This is a genomic window from Haladaptatus litoreus (assembly GCF_900156425.1).
In the GTDB taxonomy this organism is placed as follows: Archaea; Halobacteriota; Halobacteria; order Halobacteriales; family Haladaptataceae; genus Haladaptatus; species Haladaptatus litoreus.
On the sequence record NZ_FTNO01000001.1, the window covers coordinates 1,687,876 to 1,714,066 of the forward strand.

The following is a 26,191-nucleotide window of genomic DNA, read 5'->3' on the forward strand; positions in this document are numbered from 1 at the left end:
TCAATCGTCGGAGACCGATGCCGACTCCAAACGAAGCCCTCGCTTCGCTCGCCCTTCATCCACCAAGGCCCGCACCGCCAGTCTCCCCACTCCTCCCCGCCAGCGCGGGACTGCATTCACGCCTCACTGTCGTTCGGCGCTCACGGCTTCGCCGTTCGCCAGCGAGGCGACGCAGTCGCCTCGTCTCGTTCATGCGAACGCGCTGGCGCAACCATTCGGCCGGTTAGTCAAGCGATGTGGCGCGCGAAGGCGACTTTAGTCGCCCGCGCGAGGGACGAGCGAAGCGAGTCGGTTGGGGAGGGTGTGGCTGATGCGGTGGCGGTATGATTGGAGTCGTGACTTGCTACCGGCAAACCTACACAATTTCGAATCGCGTACTGCTATTCCTCGATGTGTGTGGTATGATTGGAGTCGGATATCGCTAGCAAAATCGAACAAACAGCGACAACAGAAACCGAACTGAAATACACGATTTCAATTACAGAACAATAATTTTTCCACAGAATCTATCCTCGTCACCGCTATTTTCGCCGTGGCCATCAAACACTAAGCGGTCCCGCAAAGAACCCTACACAAGATATGAGTCTAAAAGTCGGAGTGTTAGGCTACCGATTCATGGGAAAAGCCCACGCGAACGCCCTCGCCCGCCTGCCAATGTTCTTCCCGGACGCGCCGGACGTAGAGCGCCACGTCCTCGTCGGGAGAGATGAGGAGGCACTTACGGAGGCCGCAGACCGTCTCGGTTTCGAAAACACGAGCACAAACTGGAAGGAAGTAATCGACGAGGTTGACGTGTTCTACAATCTCGGACCGAACTTCGTCCACGCCGAACCCTCCATCGCCGCACTGGAAGCAGGCACCCCGGTTCTCTCCGAAAAACCGCTCGCGGCCAGCCTTTCGGACGCCGAGCGAATGGCCGACGCGGCGGAATCGGCGGGCGTGCCGACCGCGACCGCGTTCAACTACCGATTCGTTCCGGCGATTCGGTACGCCAAGCGACTCATCGAGGACGGCGAACTCGGCGAGATTCACCAGTTCCGAGGGAAATATTTGCAGGACTGGCTGGTTGACCCCGAGGCTCCGTGGTCGTGGCGCAACGACGCAGAACTGGCGGGCAGTGGCGCACTCGGCGACCTCGGCGCGCACACCATCGACCTCGCGCAGTTCCTCGTGGGCGACGTAGAGCGCGTGTCGGGGCACCTCCAAACCTTCGTGGACGAGCGCCCAGTGGAGGGCGAAGACGAAACCAAACCCGTCACGGTGGACGACGCCTACTCCGCGCAGGCCGAACTGGCGGGCGGCGTGATGGGAACCTTCGAAGCCTCGCGATTCGCCACGGGGCACAAGAACGACCACACCATCGAGGTTCACGGTTCCGAGGGAAGCCTGAAGTTCTCGCTCGAACGCCTCAACGAACTCGAACTCCTACGGGACGACAACCGCGGCTACGAGACGATTCTCGTCACCGACGAATCCGACCCCTACATCGACCACTGGTGGCCACCGGGCCACGTCATCGGCTGGGAACACACCTTCGTCCACGAGAATTACGAGTTCCTCTCGGCAGTCGATTCGGGCGAGGAATACCATCCGAACTTTGCAGACGGGCTGAAAGTGCAGACGGTGTTGAACGCGATTGAGGAAAGTGACGAAAACGGGGAGTGGGTGAGCGTCGAGTAGAACAGATTAGTTGTTTCAGTTCAGTACTCCCACGTTCCCTCGTCCGTCACGACGGAATCGAGCATATCGGTGGGAGTCGCATCGTAGGCAGGATTCTCCACGGAAAACCCTTCGGCTGGTTCTCGAATGACTTCGCTGGCCGACCTGAAATCGTTCTCGAAGCGGAACGCCTCGCCGACGATTTTCGCGCTGGAACCGACGGTAGTGACGGGCACGTCCACCTCGTTTGCGGTGGCGGCGAGCGGGAACGTCCCGACGCGGTTGTATAGCGTGCCGTCAACGATGCAGTCCATGCCGGTGAACACGCGGTCACACTCCGGCAGGTAGTGGCCCGCCGCGCTGTCGATGATGAGCGTCGCATCGACTTGGTCGATTTCCCCGAGGACGCGGGCGGTTTTGCGCCCGAGGTAGCGCGGTCTGGCTTCTAGCACGTACACGTCGAGATAGACTCCGTCAGCAACGGCGTTTTCGATCGCCTCAAGCACCGTCGAAGAGTAATCGTGGGTCATGAGGGTCATCCCGTCCTCGAACTGCGGGGCGGCGTTTTCCGCGGCCCTGCGTTTTGCGGTGACGACCTGTTCGACCACGCTGTCGATGGCCTGTGACATCCTCTCTTTCGCCTGCTCGACCGATTCGCTCTCTGCGTCGGTGACCATCTTCACGATTGCTCGCTGGGTCGTCACGAGCGATGCGTGAGATGGATTCGCACGCCGGAGGGCGTTGCTGTTGTGGTCGAGCGCTCGCTCGAACTCTTCGACCGTCTCGAAATCGCGGCTGAGGAGGTCTTCTAGCGCGCGGGCGGCTTTCACCGCGACGGTCGAGGAGCTGTGCGTTTGCATCTCCTGTATCTCCTCGACTGTCTCGTCTATCATGCAATAACGGTGTTCGCCGGGCTACAAGATTGTTCTGGGTTTGCGTTTTCACGAATTGCGCGTCGGTTCGCTGAGACGAACCGACGCGCCGACGCGCAGTTTACATCCGTTCGACACCAACCTCCAACGATGACTGTCCCTGTCCGCTACTACTGCCCTCACTGCGGTGCAATCGCCACGCTGGAACGCGACGCCAACCTCGCCGACAAATCGGTGACTGCCGACCCCTTGGATGGGTGGGAGTACGCCAATGCCTACGACGATTTCGAGGATGCAGACGGCGTCCAAATCGTCTGTGGCGGTTTAGAACTGGGGTTCGATTCTCGACAACAGCAGGAATCGGAGATTCCTGCGAGGACGAGCGAAACTGACGAAGATGGCTGTGGCGAACTGTACTACCTCAACTTCGTGAAGTTCGAGGACGGCGAAGAACTCGACCCGCACGTTCCGCTCCGTCCCGAAGACGCGCCGAACTTCGATTTCAGAACCTGAAAGCGCAACACTCGTCCAGCGGATTCACCGTACTCTGAACCAGAATCCCCAACTGTACGTTTTTCCACCGACGCTGTACTGGTCTTCGAACCGGTAGCGTCCGCTCGGGAAACAGGACTCGTTTTTCGCGTAATTAAGAACCGCCCATTCGACCTGTGATTTCTCGCCGGGTTCGAGCGTCTGCCGCTCAGTCGTTCCCCGTCCGCCGAGGTGGCCGCTTTGCCAGCATCCGTCGCGTCTGTCGTTCGAATCGGGTTTGTACTGGAGGACGAGTCTCGACCCATCTGTGTCGGCGCTGACCACGTCCGAAAATGGACTCGGGTAGCCGAACCGAATCGTCTGCTCGAATTTTGCGGTACATTCGAACGTCACGCGGAGCATCGGCGGATGCTCCGCGGTCGCACCCGAAACGAGCGTCGCCGAAAGCGTCGCTGGTAGTCCATCCGGCACCGAATCGTTCTCGATACTGAATCGAGAATCATCCGAGGACAGTCCGAGAATCCCACCGATACAGCCAGCGGTGGTACCCGTGGCCAGCGTGCTGAGCACCGCTCGTCGTCGCATACTCTTCCTTCGTCACAAGAGGTATCAAAATATTTTGATTAGTGAAAGGATTATTTTACCTATCCGTTTATGTATTCCTTCGCCTACCCCTTGATGTTACAGACGGGATACGTCCGAACCACCTTGTCGCCGATTCCGAGCGCGTCGGATACTTTCACGACCTCGTCCACGTCCTTGTAGACGCCCGGTGCTTCCTCTGCCACCGTCGCGCCGCTCTGGGCCTTGACGTAGATCTGTTCCTGTTCGAGTTCGTCCTGCACGTCGCCGCCCCAGTAATCCTTTTTTGCCTGCGTCCTGCTCATCACTCTACCTGCTCCATGGGCAGTCGAACCGAAACTGAGGTTCATCGACTCCTCGCCGCCGCAGAGGACGTAGCTTCCCGCGCCCATGCTTCCCGGGATGATGATTGGTTGTCCCACGTCGAGGTACGCGCCGGGCACCTCGGGATGGCCCGCAGGAAACGCCCGAGTCGCACCCTTCCGGTGAACGAACAGTTCCTTTTCTTCGCCGTTCACGTCGTGGGTTTCCTTTTTCGCAATGTTGTGCGCCACGTCGTACAGCAGTTCCATCTCCATTGCCTCCCACGACTGGCCGAACACGCGCTCGAAGACCTGCCGCGTTCGATGCATGATGAGTTGGCGGTTCACCCACGCGAAGTTGATTGCCGCACCCATCGCCTGATAGTACTCTTCGGCGAGTTGGCTCCCCGCGGGGGCCGCGGCGAGTTCCTTGTCCGGGAGTTTCGACAGCAGACCGGAGTGGGTTTTCTCGATTTTTCGCAGGTAATCGTTGCAGACCTGATGGCCCAGCCCTCTGCTTCCGCAGTGGATGAGGACGACGATTTGGTCTTCCGAGAGGCCGTAGGCCTCGGCGACATCCTCGCGGAACACGTCGGTCACGCGCTGGACTTCGAGGAAGTGGTTGCCGCTGCCGAGGCTCCCCAACTGGTTTTTGCCGCGGTCTTTCGCCTTCTGTGAAACTGCCGACGGGTCGCTTTCCTGCCGAACCCCTTCGTCCTCGCAGTGGGCCAAATCAGCTTCCGTCGCGTAGCCTTCGTCCAGCGCCCACGCCATTCCGCGGTCGAGAACGTCGTTGACGGCGTCGATGTCGCCCTCTACGACGCCGCCGCCGCCGAGCCCCGACGGGATGTTGGCGAAGAGAGCGTCCACGAGTTCTTCTTCGTTCCCGCGCAAATCGTCGTAGGTGAGGTTCGTCCGCATCATCCGAACCCCGCAGTTGATGTCGTAGCCGACCGCTCCCGGCGAAATACAGCCGTTTTCCGCGTCGATTCCGGCCACGCCGCCGACGGGGAAGCCGTACCCCTGATGGCCATCCGGCATGCAGAGAGCGTACTTTTGCACGCCCGGAAGATGTGTCGTGTTTTTCAACTGTTCTAACGTCTTGTCGTCCGCGATTTGTTCCAGTAGCTCTTCGCTGGCGAACACCCGCGCTGGCGTCCCCATGTCCCCTTCTTGCGGGATTTCCCAGACGTACTCTCGAACCTGTTCGAGCGTGATGTCTCCCGCGGTGTACGTGTTCATACTCGAAGGTAGATTCCCGAACCCCGAAGACGTTTCGGGGTTCGGTTCGACAGTTCTGCGTTAATTACACGTCGAAAACCACGTAGGCCCGCCATCCATCCGCGGTTTCCTCGATTGCCATCTCGGAGTACGTCACGGCCTTGATTTCGCGTGCCCCGAGTCCCGCGAGGGGCACGCCTCGCGCGCTTCCCGCGAGCGTCCACTCGCCGTCGGCGTCGTGGACGCTCGCCTCGTTTTCGACGGGGAGGACGGCCCGAACGTCGCGCTCGTAGATGAGTTCGTCCAGATAGTCGAACAGCAGTGCTTCCCGACTCTCGGCACTCACTTCGATATCGAATCGCTCGCCCGTGTCCGGAATGTCGTCACACATCGCGGCGGCCAGTCCGTCGGCGACGGCGGCGAAAACAGCAGAGAGAGACTTTCCTGTGGCTTCGACCGCAACGTCGGCGGTATGCTCGCGGAGCGCGTAGGTCATTATCGGATTATCCATCGCCGTGGGTATCAGGCTTGCCAAACGGCGGCTGGTAACCGCGAGCGATGCCGGTGGAATTATATTCACCTGTCTGCTACTCTCTCCCAGTGAGTGTAAATATTGACACGCGCGTCGTCTCGCCGGGCGACAACCGCTACGTCGAGGAGGCGTGGCAGTTGAAAGAGCGAATCCGGCAGAGCGAGGACGTGCTGAAACAACGGCGAGGGTTCTTTACCGACGCATACCGCCGGTCAACCGTCTACTGCTACCTCACGGACGGCGAGGGTGGTGAACAAATCGTTGGATTTGCGGCAGTACGCCGGGACGGTTACATTCTCTTCCTCGCAGTCAATCCCGACTTCCGGGGCGAGGGCTTCGGCCAGCGGTTGGTCGCACGGGTTGCGAAAAACCACGCGACCGTCACCTGCCACGCCCGCAGCACGAACCAGAACGCACTCGACTTCTACCGACATCTCGGCTTCTCCGTCGAACGCCGAATCGACAACTATTACGAAGACGGCGGTGACGCCTTCTATCTCCGATTGGGTGAAGAAGAGAGCATCACGAAGCGTCTTTCTGACTTCATGCGCGGATAAAACCGAACGAGTGCGATTTCGTTTTTCGGACGACTGCTGTTCCGTCTGTGGTTTCACTTTTCGATTCGTTTTCTCGCTTCGAGTAACGTCGCATTACTTCACGTTCTCGATTCGGCCGAATGTCGTGAACAGAGCTGTCTCGGGATTTGCCCAAACCCTCCACTCTCCCGTAGTATCTCGATTTCCGAACCGAAACGGCTGCTTGAAGCGAAGAAACAACGCTTTAACCGCTCGGTGTTTTTGCCACTGACGATGGAAGAGCGGACGCGAGCGTATCTTCGGGGACGGTTCCGCGACCACTACCGGACGGTAAAACCGGAACTCCCGCCCGCCGCGGACGAGCGCGAGTGGGGCTACATTCCGTGGACGCCCGGCACGGGAACGACGATGGTTCGCCACAACTCGCTCCTCGACCTCGGAACCCTTCGCGGGTTTCTCGAACGCGAACGTCCGCGGCACGTGTATTTTTCCGCCGGGCGCTACAGGAACCCCGGTGCGGGAAGCATGAACGGAAAGGGGTGGCGAAGCGCGGACCTCGTGTTCGACTTGGACGCAGACCACCTGCCCGGCGTCACCCCCGAGACGCCCTACGCCGACATGCTGGCGCGCGGAAAGGAGGAACTGTTAGACTTACTCGATTTGCTCGACCGGGATTTCGGCTTCGAGGATATGACGGTCGTCTTTTCGGGTGGTCGGGGCTACCACGTCCACGTTCGGGACGAGGGCGTTCTCGAACTAGACCGCGAGGCCCGCCGAGAAATCGTGGATTACGTCCGGGCGGCGGACGCGGATTTCGAATCGCTCATCCAATCCGAAGCGGTCGCCGGAATCGGCCTCAAAAATCCGACCCAAAAGCGCACGCTTCCGACCGACAGCGGATGGGGCGGGCGGGTTCACGACCACCTCTGTTCGTTCGTGGACGAACTGCTGACGATGGAAGAAGACGACGCACTCGAACGCCTCCAAGAGTTCGACGGCATCGGCGCGGGGAAGGCGGCCGGCGCGTACAAAGCCGCGAAAAACAACCACGCGGAAATCAAGCGCGGCAACGTGGACGTGCATCCGGCGTTTTACGGCTTGGCGAAGATTCTCGCCGAAGACGTGTTCGAATCCGAAACTGCCGCGGTGGACGAACCCGTGACGACGGACACGCATCGACTCATTCGCCTTCCCGGCAGTCTCCACGGTGGGAGCAGTTTGGAAGTCACACGGATTCCGCACGACGAACTGGCCGACTTCGACCCGCTTCGGGATGCGGTTCCCGAGACGTTCACGCGACACGACGTGACGATTGAACTGGACGAAGAAGTACAGGTCGAACTCGCTGGCGAAAGCTTTAGGCTTCCGGCGGGAGATGTATCAACTCCGGAATACGTGGCCAACTTTCTCATGGCGCGTGGCCGGGCAGAAAAAGGGAAAGAATGAATCTCGACGAACTCCGTAGTGTCCAGAGCAAGGAGCGCTCGAAGGATAGTCTGCAACATCTGCGCGAATCCTTCTACGAGGACGTGGGGAGCTACATCGGGAGTTTGCGCGACGAACGCGAACGGGCCGCGGAGCGAGCGGACAACCCGTTCGATTCGAGCGAAGTCAATCGACTGACCGACGAAATTCAGACGGCAGAGGATGTCGTGGAAGCGATATACGAACGACGCGTCGGCAAAGTCGTCAAACGCGCGAGCCTCTCGGCCGCCGGGATTCCGGCGGACGAGGAGGGACTGACGAACGAGGAACAGGAACTATTTTCCGACCTCGTGGAACGAATCGAATCGAACAAATCCACCGTTCTCGACGTGCTAGCCGGTGAGGAATCCGGAGGGTCGCCAGAGCCACCGACCGAACAAGGGGGTGCGGATTCCGCATCACCTGAGGTTGAACAGAGCGACTCCGATCCGGTCGGAGCGGAGTCGGCGGCGGCAACTTCGAAAGCGGAAACCTCGATGGAGACGACCGGTTCCGAACCGAACTCCGCATCCGACGACCACCGGCCGTCTGCGGAAGCGGCGGCAATCGCGGGTAATTCCGAGGACGCCGCTCCGGCCGGAACGGCGTCCTCGACCGAAACCCCAGACGGGACGAGCGAGACGAGCGCCGAGGAACACGACCCAGTGGACGAACCGGAACCCTCGCTCTCCGACGAACGAACCACGGTTCGAATCACCCGCGACATCGGTGAAATCCTCGGCGTGGACGAGCGCGAGTACGACCTCGCAACCGAGGACGTGGTGACGCTCCCCGCCGAAAACGCTGGGCCGCTTATCGAGCGCGATGCCGCCGAAAAGTTGGACTAACGGTTTTGTCGAAACGTCCTATCGAAGCCAAATTTTCATCGTGAGAGCGATAGCTACGACGAGGCTAAACGCACCGAACACTGTCGTTCCTGTCCGGTAAATGCCATCGGAGCGCACCAAACCGTGGACGGTGAAGCTAGCGAGAGCAACGACGAACGCGACCACGTCGGCGTACTCAAGGGGCCTCGATTGGGAGGACATGGAACTCTCTTTTCGAACAACGTGTAAAAGTTTTGGGAAAATAGCGTGGTTTCTCGCTTCGGGGACGTAGACCGGCGACACAATCGCGAAAAACAGCAATCGACACAGACCACGAAAATCAGCAACCTCCACAACTGACCGCGGCCAGTTTATTCACCGGAAAATCGAAGATTTTCCGGACCGACGACTGACCGCTGGGGGGGGAGGAGGCTTTTGGTGCAGATTTTGCCAGTGAATGCGCCAAAGGCGCATTCACGCGGCAAAAGGTGCTATTGGAACGTCCGACCCAACTGTTCTTCTGTCTCGGGTTCCGCGCTGTCGAATCGCTCTTCGATTTCCTCGTAGCGTTCCTTGGTTTCCTCGGTGACGCTCGGCGTCACCTCGCCCAGCGCATTCTCGAAGTGGTCGGCGGTGATGCGGACGTTGCCGACGCTTTCGCCGATGTCCTCGGGCGAGACGCTCTGGATGAACTCCCTGCTCGCGGCCATCGCCGCTTCGCGGCAGACGGCCTCGATGTCGGCACCGACGTAGCCATCGGTTTTCCGCGCCAGCGAGTCCAAATCAACGTCGTCGGCCAGCGGCTTGTTCCGGGTGTGAACCTCGAAGATGGCCCGACGAGCATCCTCGTCGGGAACGGGCACGTGGACGTGCCTGTCGAGGCGACCGGGACGCAAGAGCGCCGAGTCGATGAGGTCGGGGCGGTTCGAGGTGGCGATGACCACCACGTCTTCCAGTTCTTCGAGGCCGTCGAGTTCGGTCAGCATCTGCGAGACGACGCGTTCGCTGACCTGCGAGCCACCGCCGCCGTCGCGTCCGCGCTCCGTGGCGATGGAGTCGATTTCGTCGAAGAACACCACTGTCGGGGCGTTCTCGCGGGCCTTGCTGAACACTTCTCGGACGCCCTTCTCGGACTCGCCGACCCACTTCGACAGCAGTTCGGGGCCTTTAATCGAGATGAAGTTGCTGTCGCTCTCGTTGGCGACAGCCTTCGCCATCAGGGTTTTCCCGGTTCCGGGCGGCCCGTACATCAGGACGCCTTTCGCGGCCTGCATGTCCAGCGATTCGAACACCTCGGGGTAGTCGAGCGGCCATTGGATGGTTTCGCGGAGGCGCTCTTTCGTGTCCTCCAAACCACCAACGTCCTGCCACGACACGTCGGGCACTTCCACGAAAACTTCGCGGAGCGCCGAGGGTTCGATACCTTTCAGCGCCTCCTTGAAGTCTCGTTCCGTGACCTTCAGTGCCTCCAACACGTCGGCTGGAATTTCCTCCGAATCGAGGTCGAGTTCCGGGCGGACGCGGCGGAGCGCGTTCATCGCGGACTCGCGGGCGAGCGATTCGAGGTCGGCACCGACGAAGCCGTGGGTGTTGTCGGCGTACTCCTCCAAATCGATGCTGTCCGCGAGGGGCATCCCGCGGGTGTGAACCTGCATGATTTCGAGGCGACCGTCGCGGTCTGGCACGCCGATTTCGATTTCGCGGTCGAAGCGACCGCCACGGCGGAGCGCGGGGTCGACCGCATCGACGCGGTTCGTGGCGGCGATAACCGTCACCTCACCGCGTTCTTCGAGTCCGTCCATCAGCGAGAGGAGTTGCGCGACGACACGGCGTTCCACGTCGCCACCTGCTTCCTCGCGTTTCGGCGCGATGGAGTCGATTTCGTCGATGAAGATGATGGCCGGGGAGTTCTGTTCTGCCTCCTCGAACACCTCACGGAGTTGTTCTTCCGACTCGCCGTAGTACTTCGACATGATTTCCGGACCAGAGATGGTTCGGAAGTAAGCGTCGATTTCGTTGGCGACAGCCTTCGCCATCAGGGTTTTCCCGGTTCCGGGCGGCCCGTGGAGCAACACACCTTTCGGTGGGTCGATACCGAGGCGACTGAACAGTTCGGGGTGCCGCATCGGGAGTTCTATCATCTCCCGAACCTGTTCGAGTTCGCGCTCCAAGCCGCCGATGTCCTCGTAAGTCACGTCGGGCCGTGCCGTCCCACCACCACCGCCCGCTCCCGCCGCGATTTCCTCGGCGGGGCGTTCGCTAATCTGGATTTCGGTGGAGTCGGTCACGACGACGGTTCCCTCGGGGTCGGTGCTGGCGACTTTGAGCGGGATGGACTGGCCGGAACCCATTCCCATCAGGCCGAAGCCGAACGGAATCGCCTGCCCTTGGGTGATGGCCTGTCCGCTCAACTTGTCGCGGATATGCGGCGCGATGTTCCCGCGAATCTGAAGGTTCTGCGGGAGCGCGATGGTGACTTTGTTCGCCGGTTTTACGTCGGCTTTCTCGATACTGACCTTGTCGTCGATACCGACGCCAGCCTCTTGACGGAGTTTGCCGTCGATACGAATGATACCGCGACCCTCGTCTTCGGGGTAACCCGGCCAGACTCGTGCGACTGCACGACCCTGTCCACGACCCTCGATAACGATGTAGTCGCCGTTCTCGACGCCAAGTTCCTCCATAGAACGTCGGTCAACCGCCGCGAGTCCGCGGCCCGCGTCCTTCTGCTTTAACGGCTTGACAGTGAGTTTCATCGTTCCTCCATTATGGTTAGGATTCCGTTGTTGATTAACACTTCTGCCCCTCCGGTTGGCAGGTCGATCTCCGTCTGAAATTCATCGTCGCCGTCCTCAACGACGACGATTGCCACATCTTCGAGCACGTCCACGGAAACGTCCGCGGTGCCGAAGTCGGCAACGACGACATCTCCGTCGTCGTAGCTGTAGCGACGGGAGATGCTGCCACTCTGCTGTGTGATACGTTCGAGTGCCATGTTTAGCTAACCTGTGGTTAGTCGCCAAAGTATTTAAACTTTTTGCTGGCGAAGGAGCTACAGTACCTCGATTACCGAACAATCGGTTGAAATGCGGTTCCGTCGATTGTCGTCCAAAACCGCCGCGTATTCGTCCGGAACTTTATGCTCTACGCGCGTGAGAGATACCACATGGAAACAGTCACGCACCACGACCGGACGACAGCCTATCGCATTGCAGACCGTGGTGGTGATGGCGACCCGGTTCTGTTCGTGCACGGAAGCGGCGGCACCCACGAACTCTGGAAAGCCCAACTCGCCCGCCTCGCTTCTTCTTTCCCCGTCGTCGCACTTGATTTGAGTGGCCACGGCGACTCCGAGGACGTGGAGGCCGACCCCGGCTGGAGCACCATCTCGGCCTACGCCGACGACGTGCTGGCCGTCGCCGAGGAAACGGACGCAAAAACCCTCGTCGGCAACTCGCTCGGTGGCGCAATAGTCATGCATCTCGTCCTCGACCGAGACTTCGAACCGGACGCCCTCGCACTCGTCGGAACCGGTGCGAAACTGGCCGTACTCGACGATTTGCTCATCTGGCTCGAATCGGATTTCGACCGCGCCGTCGAGTTCCTCCACGACGGCGACCGCCTGTTTCACGACCCGGAAGACCAGTACATCGAACTCTCGAAGGAGTCGATGTACGACGTCGGACGGCGAGTGACGAGCCGTGATTTCCATTCCTGTCACACTTTCGACGTTCGCGACCAGTTGAACGAAATCGTCGCCCCGACGCTCGCCATCGTGGGCGAGTACGACATGCTCACGCCGCCGCGGTATCACAAATATCTGGCCGACAACGTCATCGACGGCCAATACGTCGAAATCGAAGGTGCCGCGCATCTGACCATGCTCGAAACGCCGGAGGCGTTCAACGGAACGCTGACGCGGTTTTTGGAAGGCGTTCGGTAGGAAAAATTCAGAACAAGTTCACCGAATCAGTACACGTCGTCTAAATTCTCCTCGACGTGCGAATGTTCGTCTGCCGGGAACTCGCCGGATTCGACTTCGTCGCGGTACGCGGAAACTGCACGTTTCATTTCGCCCCGAACGTTGCCAAACTGCTTCGAGAACGACGGACTCCAGTCGCCCAATCCGACTGCGTCGGTGATGACGAGTACCTGTCCGTCCGTGTGTGGCCCGGCACCGATTCCGATAGTTGGAATGTCGAGTTCCTCGGTGATGGTTTCCGCGAGGTTCGCCGGAACGTGTTCGAGGACGAGCGAGAACGCCCCCGCTTCCTCGTGCTCTCTGGCGAGTTCGAGCATTTCCTCTGCGGCTTCCTGCGACGTTCCCTGTCGGGCGTATCCCGACTGGTTGACGTGCTGTGGCGTCAGCCCGAGGTGGGCCATCACCGGAATGCCGATTTGTGAGAGCGTCTCGGTCAACTCCACGGTGTGGCTCCCACTCTCGATTTTGACGGCGTTTGCACCTTCCTCTTTCACCATTCGACCTGCGTGTTCGACCGCCGTCTTCGTATCGAAGCCGAAACTCAAAAATGGCAGGTCGGCGATGACCAGCGCGTCTTCGGCACCGCGGGAGACGGCCCCGGTTCGACTCGCAACCTCGTCAACCGTGACCGGGAGCGTGGAGTCGTATCCGAGCACTGCATTGCCCATGCTGTCCCCGACGAGTATCATGTCGATGTCGGCGTCGTCTACGATTTCGGCTGTCGGCGCGTCGTAGGCCGTGAGCATCGTAATCGGCGCTTCGCCCGCTTTGGCGCGAATATCCCTCACCGTTGGCATACCTCGAACTCCATGTTCGGAGGGCTTAACCCCCGCGGTCGGCCACGGATTAACCGGAAATTGGCCGCCTTACTCGGCCTGCTGACCAGACCTGATAACTCTTAAGCCCGCCCGGTTCCCGCGTTTATCTGTGCCCGAACCAGTCGAAACCTACAGTCCGGACGGCGTCGATTACGGGTGGGTGATGCAGGTCACCTTCGTCACGACCATCGTCGTCGGTGCGCCGCTCGTCGCACTCATCGCGTTTTTTTCGGGGGTATCCCTGCCGACGTGGGCGTCGCGCGTCTCCTTCGCGGTTCGCGTCGGCGCAATCGTATGGTTCGTCACCGCGATTTGCGTGTTTTTCTACGCTCGCCGTCAGCAGACGGACTGAGACGCCGAAATCCGACGAGGGTAAGAAAATAGGACGAAGGGACAGAAAACGGCGAACCGGGCTGAAATGACCACATTTGGCGATACGATACGCCACGGACTTGTTGGTACGAATGGGAATACGTTGTTACCGCGTCCACGCCGCCATCGCGGAAAAAGCACCGTGGACGGGATTTGATTTTACTATCGTACAGCTTATTTATCCAAAATCGGCCAATAACGGTATCAATAAGAACGCGTGAGAAGGGGGTATGACGGGAACGATTGCCGAAGTGATGTTTCCCGCCGATACGTTCGCCCTCCAACGAACTCTCCAGACACTCGACACGACTCGGTTCGACATCGAACAGGTCGTAGCACACAGTCGAAATCGGCTGCTACCGTTCGTCTGGGCCGGAACGAGCGACCGCGAGGCCGTCGAATCCGCCCTCCTCACCGACGACAGCGTGAGAAATTTCCAGCTCATCGCCGAGTTCGACACCGAATGTCTCTACCAGTTGGAGTGGGTCGCCAAAATCGACGCACTCGTACAAATTCTCGTGGAGGAACAAGGAGCGATTCTCACCGCAACCGGGAAAAAAGATACGTGGAAGCTCCGAATTTTATTCGGCGACCACGACGCACTCGCTCGTACCTACGAACATTGTGAAACTCAAGGAATCGACCTCGAAATCAACACGATTCAGGAGTTCACACAGAAACGAACCGGCCAGTTCGGTCTGACCCAAAGTCAGCGACAGACACTTCAACTCGCCCACGACCGGGGGTATTACTCCGTTCCGCGGGAAACCTCCGCAAAAATGCTCGCTGGTGAACTCGGTGTGACACATCAATCCCTCTCGGAGCGACTTCGCCGCGGGCACGAAAATCTCGTGAAAAATACGCTCGCTGGCGGTCGGTAGACGGGACGAAGTCGGAAGATACGACTCAATCAAACGTATTCGAAGGCGATGCCAGCGCGTTCTGCGGTCAGTTCATCCCGCGGTGAATCCCCGACGAAAACGGCGTTACCATCCACACCGAGTTCCCGAAGGGTCGCACGCAGTGGTTCCGGATGCGGTTTTCGCGTCGGAACCGAATCCCGTCCGACGACTGCATCGACGTGTCTTGCGAGTCCGTGCGTTTCGAGGCCGACGTGGCAGGCCGATTCACAGTTCAGCGAACACACGCCGACCGGAACATCCTGGGAAAGCAATTCATCCGCGTGCGGGAGGCGCGTCGAACGTCGCGCGCCGTCGCGCTCGTGCTGGCCGATTATCGTCTCGATTTCGTCGCGGGCGTTCGCCTCGTCGGCCAAGTCGAGCATCCGCCAGAGGTCGGCGTTGCTCGCATCGACGCCGTGAGTTTCCAGTTCCATCGCTACGTCCTGTGCCACCGCTTTCCAGTTCACGATGAGTTGCACGAGCGTCCCATCGAGGTCGTACACCACCGCTGCAACGTCGCCAGTCACAGGTTGCTGTAGGCAGGATGGGCGCAAAGGGACTTCGGTCGGTGGACTACTCGATTGTTCGGTCGGATTACTCGATTGCGTCTTCGACCGTCTCGACCAGCGCCGTCACGTCGGAATCCGGGTCGACCGTGAAAAACAGTCCCTCTTCCCCGACGAGCATCCGAACGAGGGTGACGTGGTCCATGAAAGTAGCAAACGAACGGACGCCGCCCGCATCGCGGAACACCTCCTCGAAGAGGTCTTTTTCCATAAAATCGACGTGGACGTAGGAGAGGACTTCCTCGAAGTGGTCTACCATTTCCCGCTCGCTGTCGTACAAATCGAGGGTCAGTTGGTCGACATACAGGGCGTTGAAGTCCTCAGTGTCGTACTCCACGCAGAGGTGAACGGAATCACCTGCTACGTCTTTGAGAACGGCAACTGCCGAGTCGACATCGAAGGAGACGAGGGATGAACGGTTGGAGATGGTCATCGAATCACGAAACTGGTTATCGAATCAGCCATCCCGGCGATGTGGCATAAATCTATGGGGTTAGCCCAGCAGATTGCGGGCGATGACCTTCTTTTGAATCTCGGAGGTGCCCTCGTAGATAGTCGTGATTTTCGAATCGCGGTACAGTCGCTCCACGTCGAAATCCGTCGTATAGCCGTAGCCGCCGTGAATCTGTACCGCTTCGTTCGTGATTTCGACGGCGGACTCGCTGGCGAAATACTTCGCCATGCTCGCCGCCATCTGGTGTTCTTCGCCAGTGTCTGCGAGTCGGGCAGCATCCCGAGTCAGCAGTCGTCCTGCCTGTAGTTTCGTCTGCATGTCGGCGAACTTGTGCCGGATGGTTTGGATGTCGGCAATCGGCTTGCCGAACTGCTCGCGCTCCTCGGCGTAGTCGATAGCTTGGTCGAGCGCCGCCTGCGAAAGTCCAACCGCCTGACTGGCGATGCCGATGCGGCCACCGGTCAGAATGTGCAATGCGGCGGAGAGTCCCTTGCCCTCCTCGGTGAGGCGGTAGTCGGCGGGAATCCGCACGTCGTCGAAAATGAGACTCGTCGTGTCGCTCGCGCGCAGACCGAGTTTTTCTTCCTTCTTGCCGACTTCGACGCCAGCGTCCTTCGGAACCACGAACTGGGTGACGCTTCGCGGGTCGTCCCGGTCGGTTTTGGCGAACAGGACGATTACGTCGGCGCGCTTGCCGTTCGTAATCCACTGCTTTTTGCCGTTGATGACGTACTCGTCGCCCTCCTTTCGTGCCACCGTGGACATCTCCGCCGGGTTCGACCCGGCCTCAGGTTCCGACAACGCGAACGCGCCGACCGGTCTTCCGTCGGCCATCTCGGGAAGCCAGCGTTCTTTCTGTTCCTCGTCGCCGAACTCCGCGAGACAGGACGTTGCGAGGCAGTGAACCGACAGCGCCGTGGCCACCGACAGCGCGCCGTAGGCGACCTGCTCGTTGGCGATGCTGTAGGTCATCTTGTCCACGTCGATGCCGCCGTACTCCTCGGGCACCGTCATGCCCGTCAAATCGAGTTCTGCGAGTCCGTCCCACACGTCCTCGGGGAACTCCTCGTTCTCGTCACATTCCGCCGCAGTCGGCTGGATTTCCTCGACAGCGAACTCCCGAACCACGTCACGAATGGCCCGTTGTTCCGGGGAGAGGTTCATGGCGGTTCTTCGAGTGCCGGGGGAAAAAGATACCCGTTCTACAACGGAGCAGGTGGGAGGAGAGTCCGCAAGCACCTGTTTCGTGTCCTACTTGCGCAAATATTCAACTACGGCTTCCGGTTCCGCCGACAATCCCCCACCCTGCGCAAACGTCGGACTGCCGCCGCCACCACCGCCGAATTCGGCGGTTACCTCGTCTATCACGTCACCGGCCTCTACGTCGCCATCTGCCCCGACCACGAGGAACGTCGCGCCGTCCTTTCCGGTGAGCGCGACTACGTCCGCCGCATCGCCTGCAAGTTCCCGGACGCGGTCTGCGAGTGCGTTCGGGCCGACGCCGTCGATGGTGCCGACGAGCCACTCACTGCCGTTTCGGGACACCGTTTCGTCCGCCAACTCCGCTATTTTCGCGCCGACGAGTTGGGATTTCGCGTCCGCCAGTTCGCTTTCGAGGCTGTCGAGTTCGCCGGTGAGTCTGTCTATTTCTTCGGGCAAATCTTCGACGCTCGTCCCCGCGAGTCGCGCCGAATCGAGCGCCGAGGATTTTTCGTCCGCTTGCTGCTGGATTGCTGGCGGGCCGACCGCGAACTCCACGCGCGTCAGTCCTTCGCCGGGGTTCGAGCGTGAAAGCACGGTAACTGGGCCGATTTCGGCGGTGTTTTCGACGTGCGTCCCGCCGCAGGCCGCCACGTCCCACTCCTCGATTTCCACGATTCGAACGGTATCAGAATCGCTCAGGACGCCTTCCTCGGTTTTGGTGTTGAACGCGATTTCTTCGCGCTCCATCGCCTCTGCTTTGGGAACTTGCTCCCACGACACCGGAAGCGAATCCCAGACCGCCCGGTTCGTCAGGCGTTCGAGTTCCACGAGAATTTCGTCGTCGATGTCCGTCGAGGTTTCGAAATCGACGCGGATTTTCTCCTCGCCGATGTCGAAGCCACCGTAGCCGAGGTCGTCCAACATTCGCCTGCCAGCGCCGTAGAGGACGTGACTCGCGGTGTGCGCCCGCATGCAGTAGATACGGAACGCCTCGTCGATTTGCCCGACGATTGTGTCGCCTGCGTCAAACTCCAGGTTGGCGGCCGAATCCGGGTCGAACCCGGATTCGGCCGGATTTTCGGCTCCCACGTGGGCTTTCGTTTCAGTTCCCGACTCGGATTCCATTTCGACTCCCGACTTCGTTTTCGTTCCGAGCGTGTGAACTACTTCTCCGTCGCGCTTCTGTACGTCCACGACTGGGACGCCGCCGAGGGTTCCTCTATCGGCGGGTTGACCGCCGCTTTCGGCGTAAAAATACGTCTCCGAGAGAACCACGTCGCGCCCGTCTCGTCGTTTCACAGTCGTTTCGAAGCGCGTTCGATAGGGTTCCGCTGGCGCGCGAGTCATACTCCGTTCTCCGAAACGGGTGAACAAAAACGCTCTGCCGAGTCAAAATCCGCACCGAGTCGAATCTACGCCGATTCCGAGAGCGTCACGTCGAGGTGGTCTTCCAACGCTTCGATGACCGACCCGCCGACGCCCGCGCGGTTGGCCCGGTTCTGTTCGACCGCGAGAAGGTGTTTTTCCGGAATGTCGAGTTCGTCGGCGAGTTCCTCGCGCTGAAGGCCTGCGTCCTGTCGCGCCGCCACGACGTTGTCGCCGTAGTTGGAGACGAGGTACGGCAGTGGGTCGCTGTCGTAGTTCGTCCCCTCTTCTTCCCAGTGGCGGGAGTCGCCCTTTCGGGCGTCGTCCATCCGCGCCGTCCGCTGGGCAGCCCGGCGCTTTCTGTCCTGTTCGCTCGGTTCTCGGCTCTCGGTTTTCGTGGGCTGTGCCGCGTCGTTGTGGCTCGCACAGTTCTCACAGACGGACAACTGCGCGCCCGCGACACTCGCCTCGGTCAGCGAGTCGGTCGCTTTGCCACAGAGTTCACAGGAACCGCTGCCACCGCCGCCGGAGGAGTTCCCGGTCGAATATTTAGCCATACACCTGTTAGGGAGGGGCCACATTTCAATATCGCGTTTGCATTCCGGAGCAAAGTAGCGGAAACTCGCCCGAACGTTTATCCTCGGCGTCGTCGTCTCCCTGCCGGGGAACTGGGATGCTAAGCGCACGAAACCGACTGACGGGAGAGGTAGTAGAACTCCAAACCGGCGACGTGACCGCCGAGGTCACAATCGACGTAAACGGCGAGACGATAACCGCGGTTATCACCCGCGAATCGGTCGAAAATCTCGAAATAGAGGAAGAAATGGAACTGACCGCGGTGGTCAAAGCGACCGACGTGATGGTTCGGTCGGACTGAGCGAGTGGGGAGTGGCGAAAACCAAACGCGGACGAAAACGCTTTTTCAGCGCGTCGTGTCGTTCGAAATATGAGCGGAATCATCTTTTTCGCCAGCGAAAGTCGCGCGGAAACCGTCGAGTTCTACACCAACCGACTCGATGCGGACGTGTGGCTCGAACAAACCGACTGCACGATTCTGAAGTACGACAACATGCTGTTCGGCTTCTGCGCGCGTGACTCGGTAGACACCGACGGAATTCTGACGTTCGTCACGGACGACCGTGCTGGCGTCGATTCGCTGTACGAGGAGTTAGAAGACTGCGCACACGAGGAACCGAGTGCGAATCCGGAGTACGACATCTATCACTTCTTCGCAAACGACCCGGAGGGGCGGGCCGTCGAAGTGCAGACGTTCGACCACGAAATTGAATCGGTGTGAGCGAACTACCCTTCCATCGTGTCGGCGATTCGTTCGACTGCGAGAACCAGTCGTCACATGAGGTATAAAAATACGAATGGAACGAGCGCGCCGAACCGACAGACCGATTTACTCACTTCCGGTTACGGTTTGCATGGACGAGTTCGGCTACACAACCGAAGTCGAAACGCGCTACAGCGATTTCGACACGATGGGCCACGTCAACAACGCGGTGTACGCGACCTACCTCGAACAGGCGCGAATCGACTACTTTCGGGACGTTATCGGGATGCCACTGAACGAAATCAGCGGTGTCATCGCACATCTCGAAATCGACTATCAGCGGTCGATAACGCCCGAAGACGAGGTGACCGTCGCCATGGGAGTCACGGAACTCGGCGAATCGAGCATCACGATGGAACACGAAATTCGCGCAGGAGACGATGTAGCCGCCACTGCCGAAGTCGTGCAGGTCGCTATCGACCGGGGGACGGGCGAACCGAGCCCGATTGCACCCGAACTGCGTGACAGAATCGTGACGCACGAGGGTTTCTGACCACCACTAGTTGTTTGACCGCAACTGCTTTCATCCTCGTATGCGAATCGTTCGCATGAAAACCGTTTTTCACGTCTCGACGCCGGAGGCCGCCGAACGCTCGATTGCGAAAGTACAAAATCTCCTCGCGGACGAGACGCTCGAAAGCGATACCGTCGCCGTCCTGTTCGATGCCGGAGAAGCCATCGCAATCCTCGAACGTGATTCAAACCTCGCCGACGATGTTCGGAAACTGCTCGACTGGACCGTCGAATACAAGGTGTGCAGTAACGCGATTCAAAACCCCGCAGTGGACGAATCGAATCTCGTCGCGGGCGTCGAAACAGTTTCTTCGGGAGTAGGTGAACTGACCCGACTCCAGGCGCGAGAGTACGCCTACATTCGGCTCTGATTCGATTTTGTGTATGAAAGTGAGCTAGCGAAAGCTGGCCGGTACGAATAGCAAAACAGTACTCATCAGCCACGGCTGGTGAGTGTAGTTTCAGTAGGATTGTGCGTGGGTGATGTCCTCGAAGGGCACCACCTGCATCGTGTTCGGCGGTGAAACCGCCTCACGTGTTCGCGGCGTTGCCGCGTATGCGATGCGTGGGACCGGATTTGAACTTCTGTCGTTACGCTTGCAGAGCAAGCTCTGCTACGCTCCACGACAACGTTCGCAGTCGAAACCGCCGACTGCTCACCGACGGACCCCTACGGGACAGCGCCCTCAACGTTCTACCATTCGATGGAGTCGTTGTGAAAAAACAAACCAGCAGTGGCTGGCGAATATTACTTCGATAGGAATTGTGCGTGGGTGATGTCCTCGAAGGGCACCACCTGCATCTTGCGATGCGTGGGACCGGATTTGAACCGGCGGACCCCTACGGGACAGCGCCCTCAACGCTGCGCCGTTGGCCTAGCTTGGCTACCCACGCTCGCTGTGTCTTTCTGCACTCAGTCGTAGACGGTAGCCTAATAAAAGACCTTTCATTTGAATCGCCGACGCGAACGGTTCGCACAGAAATGATAGATGAGGGCCACTACGTTCATATCGTTCGAGCCCGTTCGGAAGAAAGATGTCCCTCCGGCGACTCATCAATCGGTTTCGAAACAACCACATCGACTACGTCTGTGCGAACTGCGGGCGAGCGTTCGACCTCCCACTCGATTCCTGTCCTTCGTGTGAGAGTGAACCTCTGCACCGAATCGTGAAGTGACCGAGATACCGTTTGCGGTAAAGCAACAGGTATGCCGCGGGAGTCCTAACGCACGAGCATGGAGTCTACGGTTCGGAACAACGTTCCGGCGCTGACCGCGCTGTTGACTGTGGTTTCGCTCGCGCTGGTGTTCGCCGCGGTGCTCGGCATCGTTCCCAAGGGGTCGATTCCGCGCGCTCCCGACTCAGTTCTCGGCGCGATTCCGCACGTCAACGCCGTCATCAGCATCGTCGCAGTTGCGGTCATCGGAACCGCGTGGCGCGACATTCGCCGCGGAAACGTCGCCCGCCACCGCGCCGGGATGCTAACCGGCGTGGTGCTGTTCGTCGCCTTCCTCGGTCTGTATCTCTACCGCGTGTCGCTGGAGGGGCCGACCAGTTTCGCAGGCCCGGAAACCATCTACCAGTTCGTCTACCTGCCGGTGCTGGCGATTCACATGCTGTTGGCCATCGCCTGCATTCCGCTCCTCTACTACGTCCTCCTACTGGCGATTTCGCACCCAATCAACGAACTGTCGCAGACGAACCACCCCCGAGTCGGGCGCATTGCGGCGAGCCTTTGGCTGATTTCTTTTTCCCTCGGCGTGGTCGTCTACGCCCTCCTCTACGTCGTGTACTGAACACGACGACTGTCGGATTCCGTCTGGCAATCAGCCACACGATATTTCCGCCAGCAACGCCAATGACACCTATGCCAGTTCCGGGATACGACGAGGACGATTTGGACGAAATGCTCGAAGAACGACTGGAAAAACGCGACGAGCAGTTTCTCACGCCGAGTCAACGCGAAGAGTACGAAAACGGCGGCAGCCTCCTCGATATCCTCAGCGAGGACGACATTCACCGACTGTTGAACGACGAAGCGTAATTTCGGAACGTGGAGCAGACTGGGTCTCTATTTTATCGAAATCTACACAACCAACCTGCGGGCCTCGTCGGATGAAGGGCGAAGGAGTCGAAGAAAGACGAGTGATACGAGTCTTTCGAGACGACTGAGGGCCGGAGAAAATCTCCGATTTTCTCCGGCCCTCGAATTTCGCTCGTTTCACTCGCTCCGTCCTCGCCCTTCATCCGCCGAGAAATGGTTAAAATTGAATATAGTTAAGGGCGAGAAACATCGTATTCGAAACCGTGTCGGAAATCACTGGTCGCCGGGTGGGTCACCACTTCATCTCGGCCCTGATGGGGTTTGCGATGGTGTGGGCGTTTCATATGGAATACGCCCCGGGAAGCGCGGCGAATCCGTACTGGCTCGGTGGTGGCATTTTGGTCGGTGGTGCGTTGATTGTGATGGAGTATCGAACACGAATAGGGAGGGAAATCAGTGCAGTGCTGGAAAACTCGATGGCGATTACGGCTCTCGTGATTGTCGTCGGTTTCGTCCTCTTCGCCACAGTAATCACGGTTGCTGAACTCCACTTCACGCCGAAATGGCTCTCGGGGATACTTGGACTGGCCTGTAGCAATCTCGTCGTCGTCCCGCTCTATCTCTCGAACTGAGGGGCGAACTGCTCACAAACTGTTCTAAAAACTCGTTCTCAGTCGCTTGAACCCGCAATCACGGGACGCGACACGTCGCGGTCGGTTTCCTCGTCTTCGATATCGTAGGGGTATTCGCCGGTTACACAGCCCAAACAAAGGTCGCCCTGCTGGACGGCGAGGGATTCCGCGATAGCCTCCTTGGAGAGGTAGGCGAGGCTGTCCGCCGCGATGGCGTCCCGAATCTCCTCGACGGATTTGTCCGAGGCGATGAGTTCCTCGCGGGTGGCCATGTTGATGCCCATGTGACACGGCGCGATGATTGGCGGCGCACCGATTCGCATGTGAACCTCTTCTGCCCCGCAGTCTTTGAGTAGTTGGACGAGTTGTGTCGAGGTCGTTCCACGGACGATGCTGTCGTCGATGATGGTGACGGTTCTGCCTTCGACGGTCGATTTGATCGGATTGAGTTTGAGGCGCACCGCGCGCTCGCGCTCGTCCTGCGTCGGCATGATGAACGTCCGCCCGACGTAGCGGTTTTTCATCATCCCTTCCGCGAACTCCACGTCCGAACCGTCCTCCTGTGCGGCCTCGGCGTACCCCGACGCGAACGCGCGACCCGAGTCGGGCACGGGCATGACGACATCGCTCTCGATACCGCTTTCCTCCCAGAGTTTTCGGCCGAGTTCCCGCCGAACCTCGTAGACGAGACTGCCGTCGATGACGCTGTCCGGGCGGGCGAAATAGACGTGTTCGAAAAAGCAGTGGGCGGTTTGCTCGCGTTCCACGAGTTGATACGAGTCGTATCCTTCGCCGTCGTCTTGGAGAACGACGAGTTCGCCGGGGCGCACGTCGCGAACGAGTTCGCCGTCGATGGTGTCGATGGCCGCCGATTCTGACGCGATGACGTAGCCCTCGTCCACCTTTCCGATAACGAGCGGGCGATTGCCCTCCGGGTCGCGCACGCCGAGAACCGTATCGTCGTGCATGATGGCGAGCGAGTACGACCCGTGAATTCGGTTCATCGTCCGTTTCACGGCTCGGATGAGGTCCTCTTCCAGTAGGTTGCGCGCCAAATCGTGTGCGATGACTTCCGTGTCGCCGTCGGACGTGAAGGCGTGGCCCTTTCCGGCGAGTTCGTCCCGAATCTCGTCGGAGTTGACCAGATTGCCGTTGTGCGAGAGCGCGAGCGACCCGCTCTTGAACGAAACGGTAAACGGTTGTGCACAGCTCTTATCGACGCTTCCGGCGGTCGGATAGCGGACGTGTCCGATTCCGGCGCTCCCTTTCAGCCCGTCGATGTCCGCTTCGTCGAAGGCGTCCCCGACGAGGCCCATCGAAACGTGGTCGTGCTGTTGAAATCCGTCGTGGGTGACGATGCCCGCCGACTCCTGTCCGCGGTGCTGGAGGGCGTACAGCGAGTAGTAGAGGGGGCGTGCCGCGTCTCGACCTGCGAGTGACGCGCCGACGACGCCGCATTTCTCCGTCGGCCCGCCGAGGTTCCCGTCCCGGCCAGTTGACATAGCTATCCATTGTGCGGGTGGGTAGTAAAAACCCTCGCTATCGTGCCGTATTCAGCACCTCGAAGACATTAAATATGCACGACTGTGCATATTCGTTATGATGGATGAGCCAACGGCTCATCGGTTTGCGTGAGAGAGGGAAAATCAGCAACAGGCGTTTAGTTGTCGCCTGCTCGACTCTGCCACTCGTAGCTTCGTTTCTTGCTCGACTTACCGAAGCCGCACGACGAGCATTCCTTCTTGCGCGAGTGGTAGGATTTCTCGCCACAGCGGCGGCATTTCACGTGTGTCGTCTTATTCTTCTTGCCCTGGCTTGGGGTTCCTGCGCCAGTCATGGATTAATCGAAACGACGTTATCGCCGCGTATAATGGTTGTGTCTTCGTCTTCGATGACGAGGTTCATGTGCTGGTCGTAGCCGGTGAGTGTGCCGGTGTACTCCTCGCCACCCTTCAACTGTACGGTCACGACAGAGTTCAGCGACGCTTCGAGAACGTCGAGTGGTCGTCCGCTCATATCAACAAACCCAGTGTTTGCGTTCATAAACGTACCGGAACGCGAGTCGGAAACCTTCGTTTTGACCGGAATTTAGAGATCAACCGAGAACCCATCGCGGTCGCTCGCTCGCACGGCGAACTCGGCGAGTAGGTCGGCAGATAACTCCAAATCATCCGTGTCGATGACTTCGACGGGGGTGTGCATATAGCGATTCGGCAAACCGAGATTGAGCGACGGCGTGCCGCCGCTGGCCGTGTAGAAGGCGTCCGCGTCCGTTCCCGTTCGAATGCCCGCGGCTTGCAGCTGGACGGGAATATCGGCGTTTTTCGCCGCCTCGCGGATTGCTTTGACCACTTCGATGTGGTTCGTGCTGCCGCGTGCGACGACCGGCCCGCCGCCGAGGTCGATGTCGATGTCCTTGAACTGCTCTTCGTTGGTCACGTCAGGGCTATCCATCGCGTGGGTCACGTCCACGGCGACGATTGCATCGGGGTCGAGGTCGAAGCCGACCATCTTGGCACCCTGCAATCCGACTTCTTCCTGCACGGTACTCACGGCGTAGACTGTCGCGTCCGCGCCCTTGTCCGCCGCGCGGCGAAGTGCTTCCGCGGCAACCCACGTTCCAACGCGGTTGTCGATGCCCGGCCCGGCGAGTCGCGTGCCGTGGAGTTCCTCGATGTTCGGGGTGAAGACGATGGGGTCGCCGACGTCCACGAGTTCCTTGGCTTCCGCTTCACTGCTCGCGCCAATATCGACGTGCTGTTCGGTGATGTCTTCGAACTCGTCGTCCGCGGGGTCGCGCAGGTGAATTGCGCGCTGGCCGACGACGCCGTTGACCACGCCGTCGTCGGTGTGAATATCGACCTGTTGTCCCTTCGTGACGGTTCTGTCGGAGCCACCGATTTTATCGACGCGGATAAATCCATCTTCGTCGATACCGGCGACGATGAGGCCGATTTGGTCGGCGTGGCCCGCGAAGGCGATTTCGGGGCCGTCACCTTCGACGACGGCCACCGCGTTCCCGTACTCGTCCGTTCGGACTTCGTCCGCGAACTCGGAGACGTACTCGACCCACGCGCGCTGTCCGGGGACTTCGAATCCCGACGGACTGGGTGTCGTCAGCAATGTCTGTAAGAACTCACGATGTCGTTCGTGCATATCGAACCACGAGGGATGGTGTGTCTTCAACTTCCCGAACATCGCTACATCATGTAATTCGATAGAGAACTATCCCGAACCGATAAGGGAGACATCGTTGAATGGATGACTATGGGGGTTTTCGAACTACACCTACACGAACCGAACTTCACGCTCAACACGGGCGAGAACGAACCGGAACTCGGTTGGGGCCAAACCGACGGTGGGGAGGAACCGCCACCGATTACGGGGAAACTCGCCCCGGTGCTGATTCTGCTCGCAGTCATCGTGCTGGCACTCCTCCGAAATCGACGCCGGGAGTAAGAGAGGTATCGAAATCGGCGCGGACAGAAGGATTTTGTCCGCGCAACTACAACGTA

At 59.5% G+C, this 26,191-nt stretch carries 35 protein-coding genes and 1 tRNA gene; 18 read left to right on the forward strand and 18 right to left on the reverse strand.

The features are described from left to right. Positions 1–17 precede the first annotated feature (17 nt). Positions 18–227, forward strand: a complete 210-nt coding sequence (locus BW974_RS24620) for a hypothetical protein (protein ID WP_139328843.1) — start codon at positions 18–20, stop codon at positions 225–227. Between the two features lie 352 nt (positions 228–579). After that, positions 580–1,680, forward strand: coding sequence for a Gfo/Idh/MocA family protein (locus BW974_RS08890; protein WP_076429785.1), 1,101 nt, complete (start codon positions 580–582; stop codon positions 1,678–1,680). 20 nt (positions 1,681–1,700) lie between these two features. On the opposite strand, the gene BW974_RS08895 is transcribed toward BW974_RS08890, so the two are convergent. Next, positions 1,701–2,552: an eIF2B alpha/beta/delta subunit family protein gene (locus tag BW974_RS08895; RefSeq protein WP_076429786.1), complete on the reverse strand. Its 852-nt coding sequence runs from the start codon at positions 2,550–2,552 to the stop codon at positions 1,701–1,703. Between the two features lie 129 nt (positions 2,553–2,681). Between BW974_RS08895 and BW974_RS08900 the strand changes: the two genes are divergently transcribed. Next, a complete protein-coding gene (locus BW974_RS08900; RefSeq protein ID WP_076429787.1) occupies positions 2,682–3,044 on the forward strand; it encodes a DUF7969 family protein in 363 nt (120 codons plus the stop codon). Between the two features lie 24 nt (positions 3,045–3,068). Here BW974_RS08900 and BW974_RS08905 read toward each other — a convergent pair whose 3' ends face one another. The 3 genes from BW974_RS08905 to BW974_RS08915 all read right to left on the reverse strand — a co-directional run bounded on the left by BW974_RS08905 (position 3,069) and on the right by BW974_RS08915 (position 5,624). After that, a complete protein-coding gene (locus BW974_RS08905; protein WP_076429788.1) occupies positions 3,069–3,608 on the reverse strand; it encodes a hypothetical protein in 540 nt (179 codons plus the stop codon). 83 nt (positions 3,609–3,691) lie between these two features. Next, complete coding sequence (locus BW974_RS08910; RefSeq protein ID WP_076429789.1) at positions 3,692–5,149, reverse strand: RtcB family protein; 1,458 nt, start codon at positions 5,147–5,149, stop codon at positions 3,692–3,694. Between the two features lie 64 nt (positions 5,150–5,213). Then, complete coding sequence (locus tag BW974_RS08915) at positions 5,214–5,624, reverse strand: archease (RefSeq protein ID WP_076429790.1); 411 nt, start codon at positions 5,622–5,624, stop codon at positions 5,214–5,216. Between the two features lie 104 nt (positions 5,625–5,728). Between BW974_RS08915 and BW974_RS08920 the strand changes: the two genes are divergently transcribed. From BW974_RS08920 to BW974_RS08930, 3 genes are all read left to right on the forward strand, one after another. Further along, positions 5,729–6,217, forward strand: coding sequence for a GNAT family N-acetyltransferase (locus BW974_RS08920; protein WP_076429791.1), 489 nt, complete (start codon positions 5,729–5,731; stop codon positions 6,215–6,217). 252 nt (positions 6,218–6,469) lie between these two features. Then, the gene (priS, locus tag BW974_RS08925; RefSeq protein ID WP_076429792.1) at positions 6,470–7,642 is read left to right on the forward strand and encodes a DNA primase small subunit PriS; all 1,173 of its coding nucleotides are present in this window, start codon (positions 6,470–6,472) and stop codon (positions 7,640–7,642) included. Then, entirely contained in the window at positions 7,639–8,508 is an 870-nt protein-coding gene (locus BW974_RS08930; RefSeq protein WP_076429793.1) for a DNA replication complex subunit Gins51, read from the forward strand. Before priS ends, BW974_RS08930 begins: the two co-directional genes overlap by 4 nt. An 18-nt stretch (positions 8,509–8,526) precedes the next feature. Here the strand turns inward: BW974_RS08930 and BW974_RS24625 are convergent, their stop codons facing one another. The 3 genes from BW974_RS24625 to BW974_RS08945 form a co-directional block, all read right to left on the reverse strand. Further along, complete coding sequence (locus BW974_RS24625; RefSeq protein ID WP_139328844.1) at positions 8,527–8,709, reverse strand: hypothetical protein; 183 nt, start codon at positions 8,707–8,709, stop codon at positions 8,527–8,529. 269 nt (positions 8,710–8,978) lie between these two features. Then, positions 8,979–11,243, reverse strand: a complete 2,265-nt coding sequence (locus tag BW974_RS08940; protein ID WP_076429795.1) for a CDC48 family AAA ATPase — start codon at positions 11,241–11,243, stop codon at positions 8,979–8,981. After that, positions 11,240–11,482 carry a DUF7127 family protein gene (locus BW974_RS08945; RefSeq protein WP_076429796.1) on the reverse strand — a complete coding sequence of 81 codons (243 nt, stop codon included), beginning with the start codon at positions 11,480–11,482 and terminating at the stop codon, positions 11,240–11,242. The genes BW974_RS08940 and BW974_RS08945 overlap by 4 nt, the downstream gene beginning before the upstream one ends. A gap of 171 nt (positions 11,483–11,653) precedes the next feature. On the opposite strand from BW974_RS08945, the gene BW974_RS08950 reads away from it, so the two are divergent. Beyond that, positions 11,654–12,430, forward strand: a complete 777-nt coding sequence (locus BW974_RS08950; protein ID WP_076430318.1) for an alpha/beta fold hydrolase — start codon at positions 11,654–11,656, stop codon at positions 12,428–12,430. 26 nt (positions 12,431–12,456) lie between these two features. Here BW974_RS08950 and panB read toward each other — a convergent pair whose 3' ends face one another. Then, the gene (gene panB, locus BW974_RS08955) at positions 12,457–13,266 is read right to left on the reverse strand and encodes a 3-methyl-2-oxobutanoate hydroxymethyltransferase (RefSeq protein ID WP_076429797.1); all 810 of its coding nucleotides are present in this window, start codon (positions 13,264–13,266) and stop codon (positions 12,457–12,459) included. A 130-nt stretch (positions 13,267–13,396) separates the two neighbouring features. Here panB and BW974_RS08960 point away from each other — a divergent pair, with 130 nt between their 5' ends. Together BW974_RS08960 and BW974_RS08965 are read left to right on the forward strand one after the other, a co-directional pair. Further along, positions 13,397–13,639, forward strand: coding sequence for a DUF5822 domain-containing protein (locus BW974_RS08960; protein ID WP_076429798.1), 243 nt, complete (start codon positions 13,397–13,399; stop codon positions 13,637–13,639). 250 nt (positions 13,640–13,889) lie between these two features. Further along, positions 13,890–14,540, forward strand: coding sequence for a helix-turn-helix domain-containing protein (locus BW974_RS08965; protein WP_076429799.1), 651 nt, complete (start codon positions 13,890–13,892; stop codon positions 14,538–14,540). A gap of 29 nt (positions 14,541–14,569) precedes the next feature. Here BW974_RS08965 and BW974_RS08970 read toward each other — a convergent pair whose 3' ends face one another. The 5 genes from BW974_RS08970 to BW974_RS08990 form a co-directional block, all read right to left on the reverse strand. After that, a complete protein-coding gene (locus BW974_RS08970; protein ID WP_076429800.1) occupies positions 14,570–15,088 on the reverse strand; it encodes an HAD family hydrolase in 519 nt (172 codons plus the stop codon). 67 nt (positions 15,089–15,155) lie between these two features. Then, positions 15,156–15,560 (reverse strand): DUF7522 family protein, encoded by a 405-nt coding sequence (locus BW974_RS08975; RefSeq protein ID WP_076429801.1) that lies wholly within the window; start codon positions 15,558–15,560, stop codon positions 15,156–15,158. Positions 15,561–15,620: 60 nt separating this feature from the next. Further along, positions 15,621–16,745, reverse strand: coding sequence for an acyl-CoA dehydrogenase family protein (locus BW974_RS08980; RefSeq protein WP_076429802.1), 1,125 nt, complete (start codon positions 16,743–16,745; stop codon positions 15,621–15,623). Positions 16,746–16,832: 87 nt separating this feature from the next. Beyond that, positions 16,833–18,131: an alanyl-tRNA editing protein gene (locus BW974_RS08985; protein ID WP_076429803.1), complete on the reverse strand. Its 1,299-nt coding sequence runs from the start codon at positions 18,129–18,131 to the stop codon at positions 16,833–16,835. A 65-nt stretch (positions 18,132–18,196) separates the two neighbouring features. After that, on the reverse strand, positions 18,197–18,706 hold the full coding sequence (locus BW974_RS08990; RefSeq protein WP_076429804.1) for a helix-turn-helix domain-containing protein: 510 nt from the start codon (positions 18,704–18,706) through the stop codon (positions 18,197–18,199). 116 nt (positions 18,707–18,822) lie between these two features. On the opposite strand from BW974_RS08990, the gene BW974_RS08995 reads away from it, so the two are divergent. From BW974_RS08995 to BW974_RS09010, 4 genes are all read left to right on the forward strand, one after another. Continuing rightward, positions 18,823–19,026 (forward strand): TOBE domain-containing protein, encoded by a 204-nt coding sequence (locus tag BW974_RS08995; RefSeq protein ID WP_076429805.1) that lies wholly within the window; start codon positions 18,823–18,825, stop codon positions 19,024–19,026. A 69-nt stretch (positions 19,027–19,095) separates the two neighbouring features. Further along, positions 19,096–19,446 carry a glyoxalase gene (locus BW974_RS09000; RefSeq protein WP_076429806.1) on the forward strand — a complete coding sequence of 117 codons (351 nt, stop codon included), beginning with the start codon at positions 19,096–19,098 and terminating at the stop codon, positions 19,444–19,446. A gap of 76 nt (positions 19,447–19,522) precedes the next feature. Further along, positions 19,523–19,981 (forward strand): acyl-CoA thioesterase, encoded by a 459-nt coding sequence (locus BW974_RS09005; protein ID WP_245799973.1) that lies wholly within the window; start codon positions 19,523–19,525, stop codon positions 19,979–19,981. Between the two features lie 55 nt (positions 19,982–20,036). Further along, on the forward strand, positions 20,037–20,372 hold the full coding sequence (locus BW974_RS09010; protein ID WP_076430319.1) for a DsrE family protein: 336 nt from the start codon (positions 20,037–20,039) through the stop codon (positions 20,370–20,372). Positions 20,373–20,810: 438 nt separating this feature from the next. Here the strand turns inward: BW974_RS09010 and BW974_RS09015 are convergent. Further along, positions 20,811–20,895: transfer RNA gene (locus BW974_RS09015), tRNA-Leu, on the reverse strand. A gap of 141 nt (positions 20,896–21,036) precedes the next feature. On the opposite strand from BW974_RS09015, the gene BW974_RS25520 reads away from it, so the two are divergent. The 4 genes from BW974_RS25520 to BW974_RS09025 all read left to right on the forward strand — a co-directional run bounded on the left by BW974_RS25520 (position 21,037) and on the right by BW974_RS09025 (position 22,676). After that, positions 21,037–21,177 carry an FmdB family zinc ribbon protein gene (locus BW974_RS25520; RefSeq protein ID WP_175609648.1) on the forward strand — a complete coding sequence of 47 codons (141 nt, stop codon included), beginning with the start codon at positions 21,037–21,039 and terminating at the stop codon, positions 21,175–21,177. 58 nt (positions 21,178–21,235) lie between these two features. Next, a complete protein-coding gene (locus BW974_RS09020) occupies positions 21,236–21,796 on the forward strand; it encodes a DUF420 domain-containing protein (RefSeq protein WP_076429808.1) in 561 nt (186 codons plus the stop codon). A gap of 71 nt (positions 21,797–21,867) precedes the next feature. Further along, on the forward strand, positions 21,868–22,044 hold the full coding sequence (locus tag BW974_RS25525; RefSeq protein WP_175609649.1) for a DUF8027 family protein: 177 nt from the start codon (positions 21,868–21,870) through the stop codon (positions 22,042–22,044). 263 nt (positions 22,045–22,307) lie between these two features. Then, positions 22,308–22,676, forward strand: coding sequence for a hypothetical protein (locus BW974_RS09025; protein ID WP_139328845.1), 369 nt, complete (start codon positions 22,308–22,310; stop codon positions 22,674–22,676). Positions 22,677–22,714: 38 nt separating this feature from the next. On the opposite strand, the gene purF is transcribed toward BW974_RS09025, so the two are convergent. The 4 genes from purF to BW974_RS09045 all read right to left on the reverse strand — a co-directional run bounded on the left by purF (position 22,715) and on the right by BW974_RS09045 (position 25,832). After that, positions 22,715–24,178, reverse strand: a complete 1,464-nt coding sequence (gene purF / locus BW974_RS09030) for an amidophosphoribosyltransferase (protein WP_076429810.1) — start codon at positions 24,176–24,178, stop codon at positions 22,715–22,717. Between the two features lie 158 nt (positions 24,179–24,336). Beyond that, positions 24,337–24,513 (reverse strand): 50S ribosomal protein L37e, encoded by a 177-nt coding sequence (locus tag BW974_RS09035; protein ID WP_076429811.1) that lies wholly within the window; start codon positions 24,511–24,513, stop codon positions 24,337–24,339. Next, positions 24,510–24,692: an LSM domain-containing protein gene (locus BW974_RS09040; RefSeq protein WP_049970133.1), complete on the reverse strand. Its 183-nt coding sequence runs from the start codon at positions 24,690–24,692 to the stop codon at positions 24,510–24,512. Before BW974_RS09040 ends, BW974_RS09035 begins: the two co-directional genes overlap by 4 nt. A gap of 72 nt (positions 24,693–24,764) precedes the next feature. Beyond that, a complete protein-coding gene (locus tag BW974_RS09045) occupies positions 24,765–25,832 on the reverse strand; it encodes a M20/M25/M40 family metallo-hydrolase (protein ID WP_076430320.1) in 1,068 nt (355 codons plus the stop codon). 111 nt (positions 25,833–25,943) lie between these two features. Here BW974_RS09045 and BW974_RS09050 point away from each other — a divergent pair, with 111 nt between their 5' ends. Further along, on the forward strand, positions 25,944–26,135 hold the full coding sequence (locus tag BW974_RS09050; protein ID WP_076429812.1) for a hypothetical protein: 192 nt from the start codon (positions 25,944–25,946) through the stop codon (positions 26,133–26,135). The last annotated feature ends 56 nt before the right edge of the window (positions 26,136–26,191 follow it).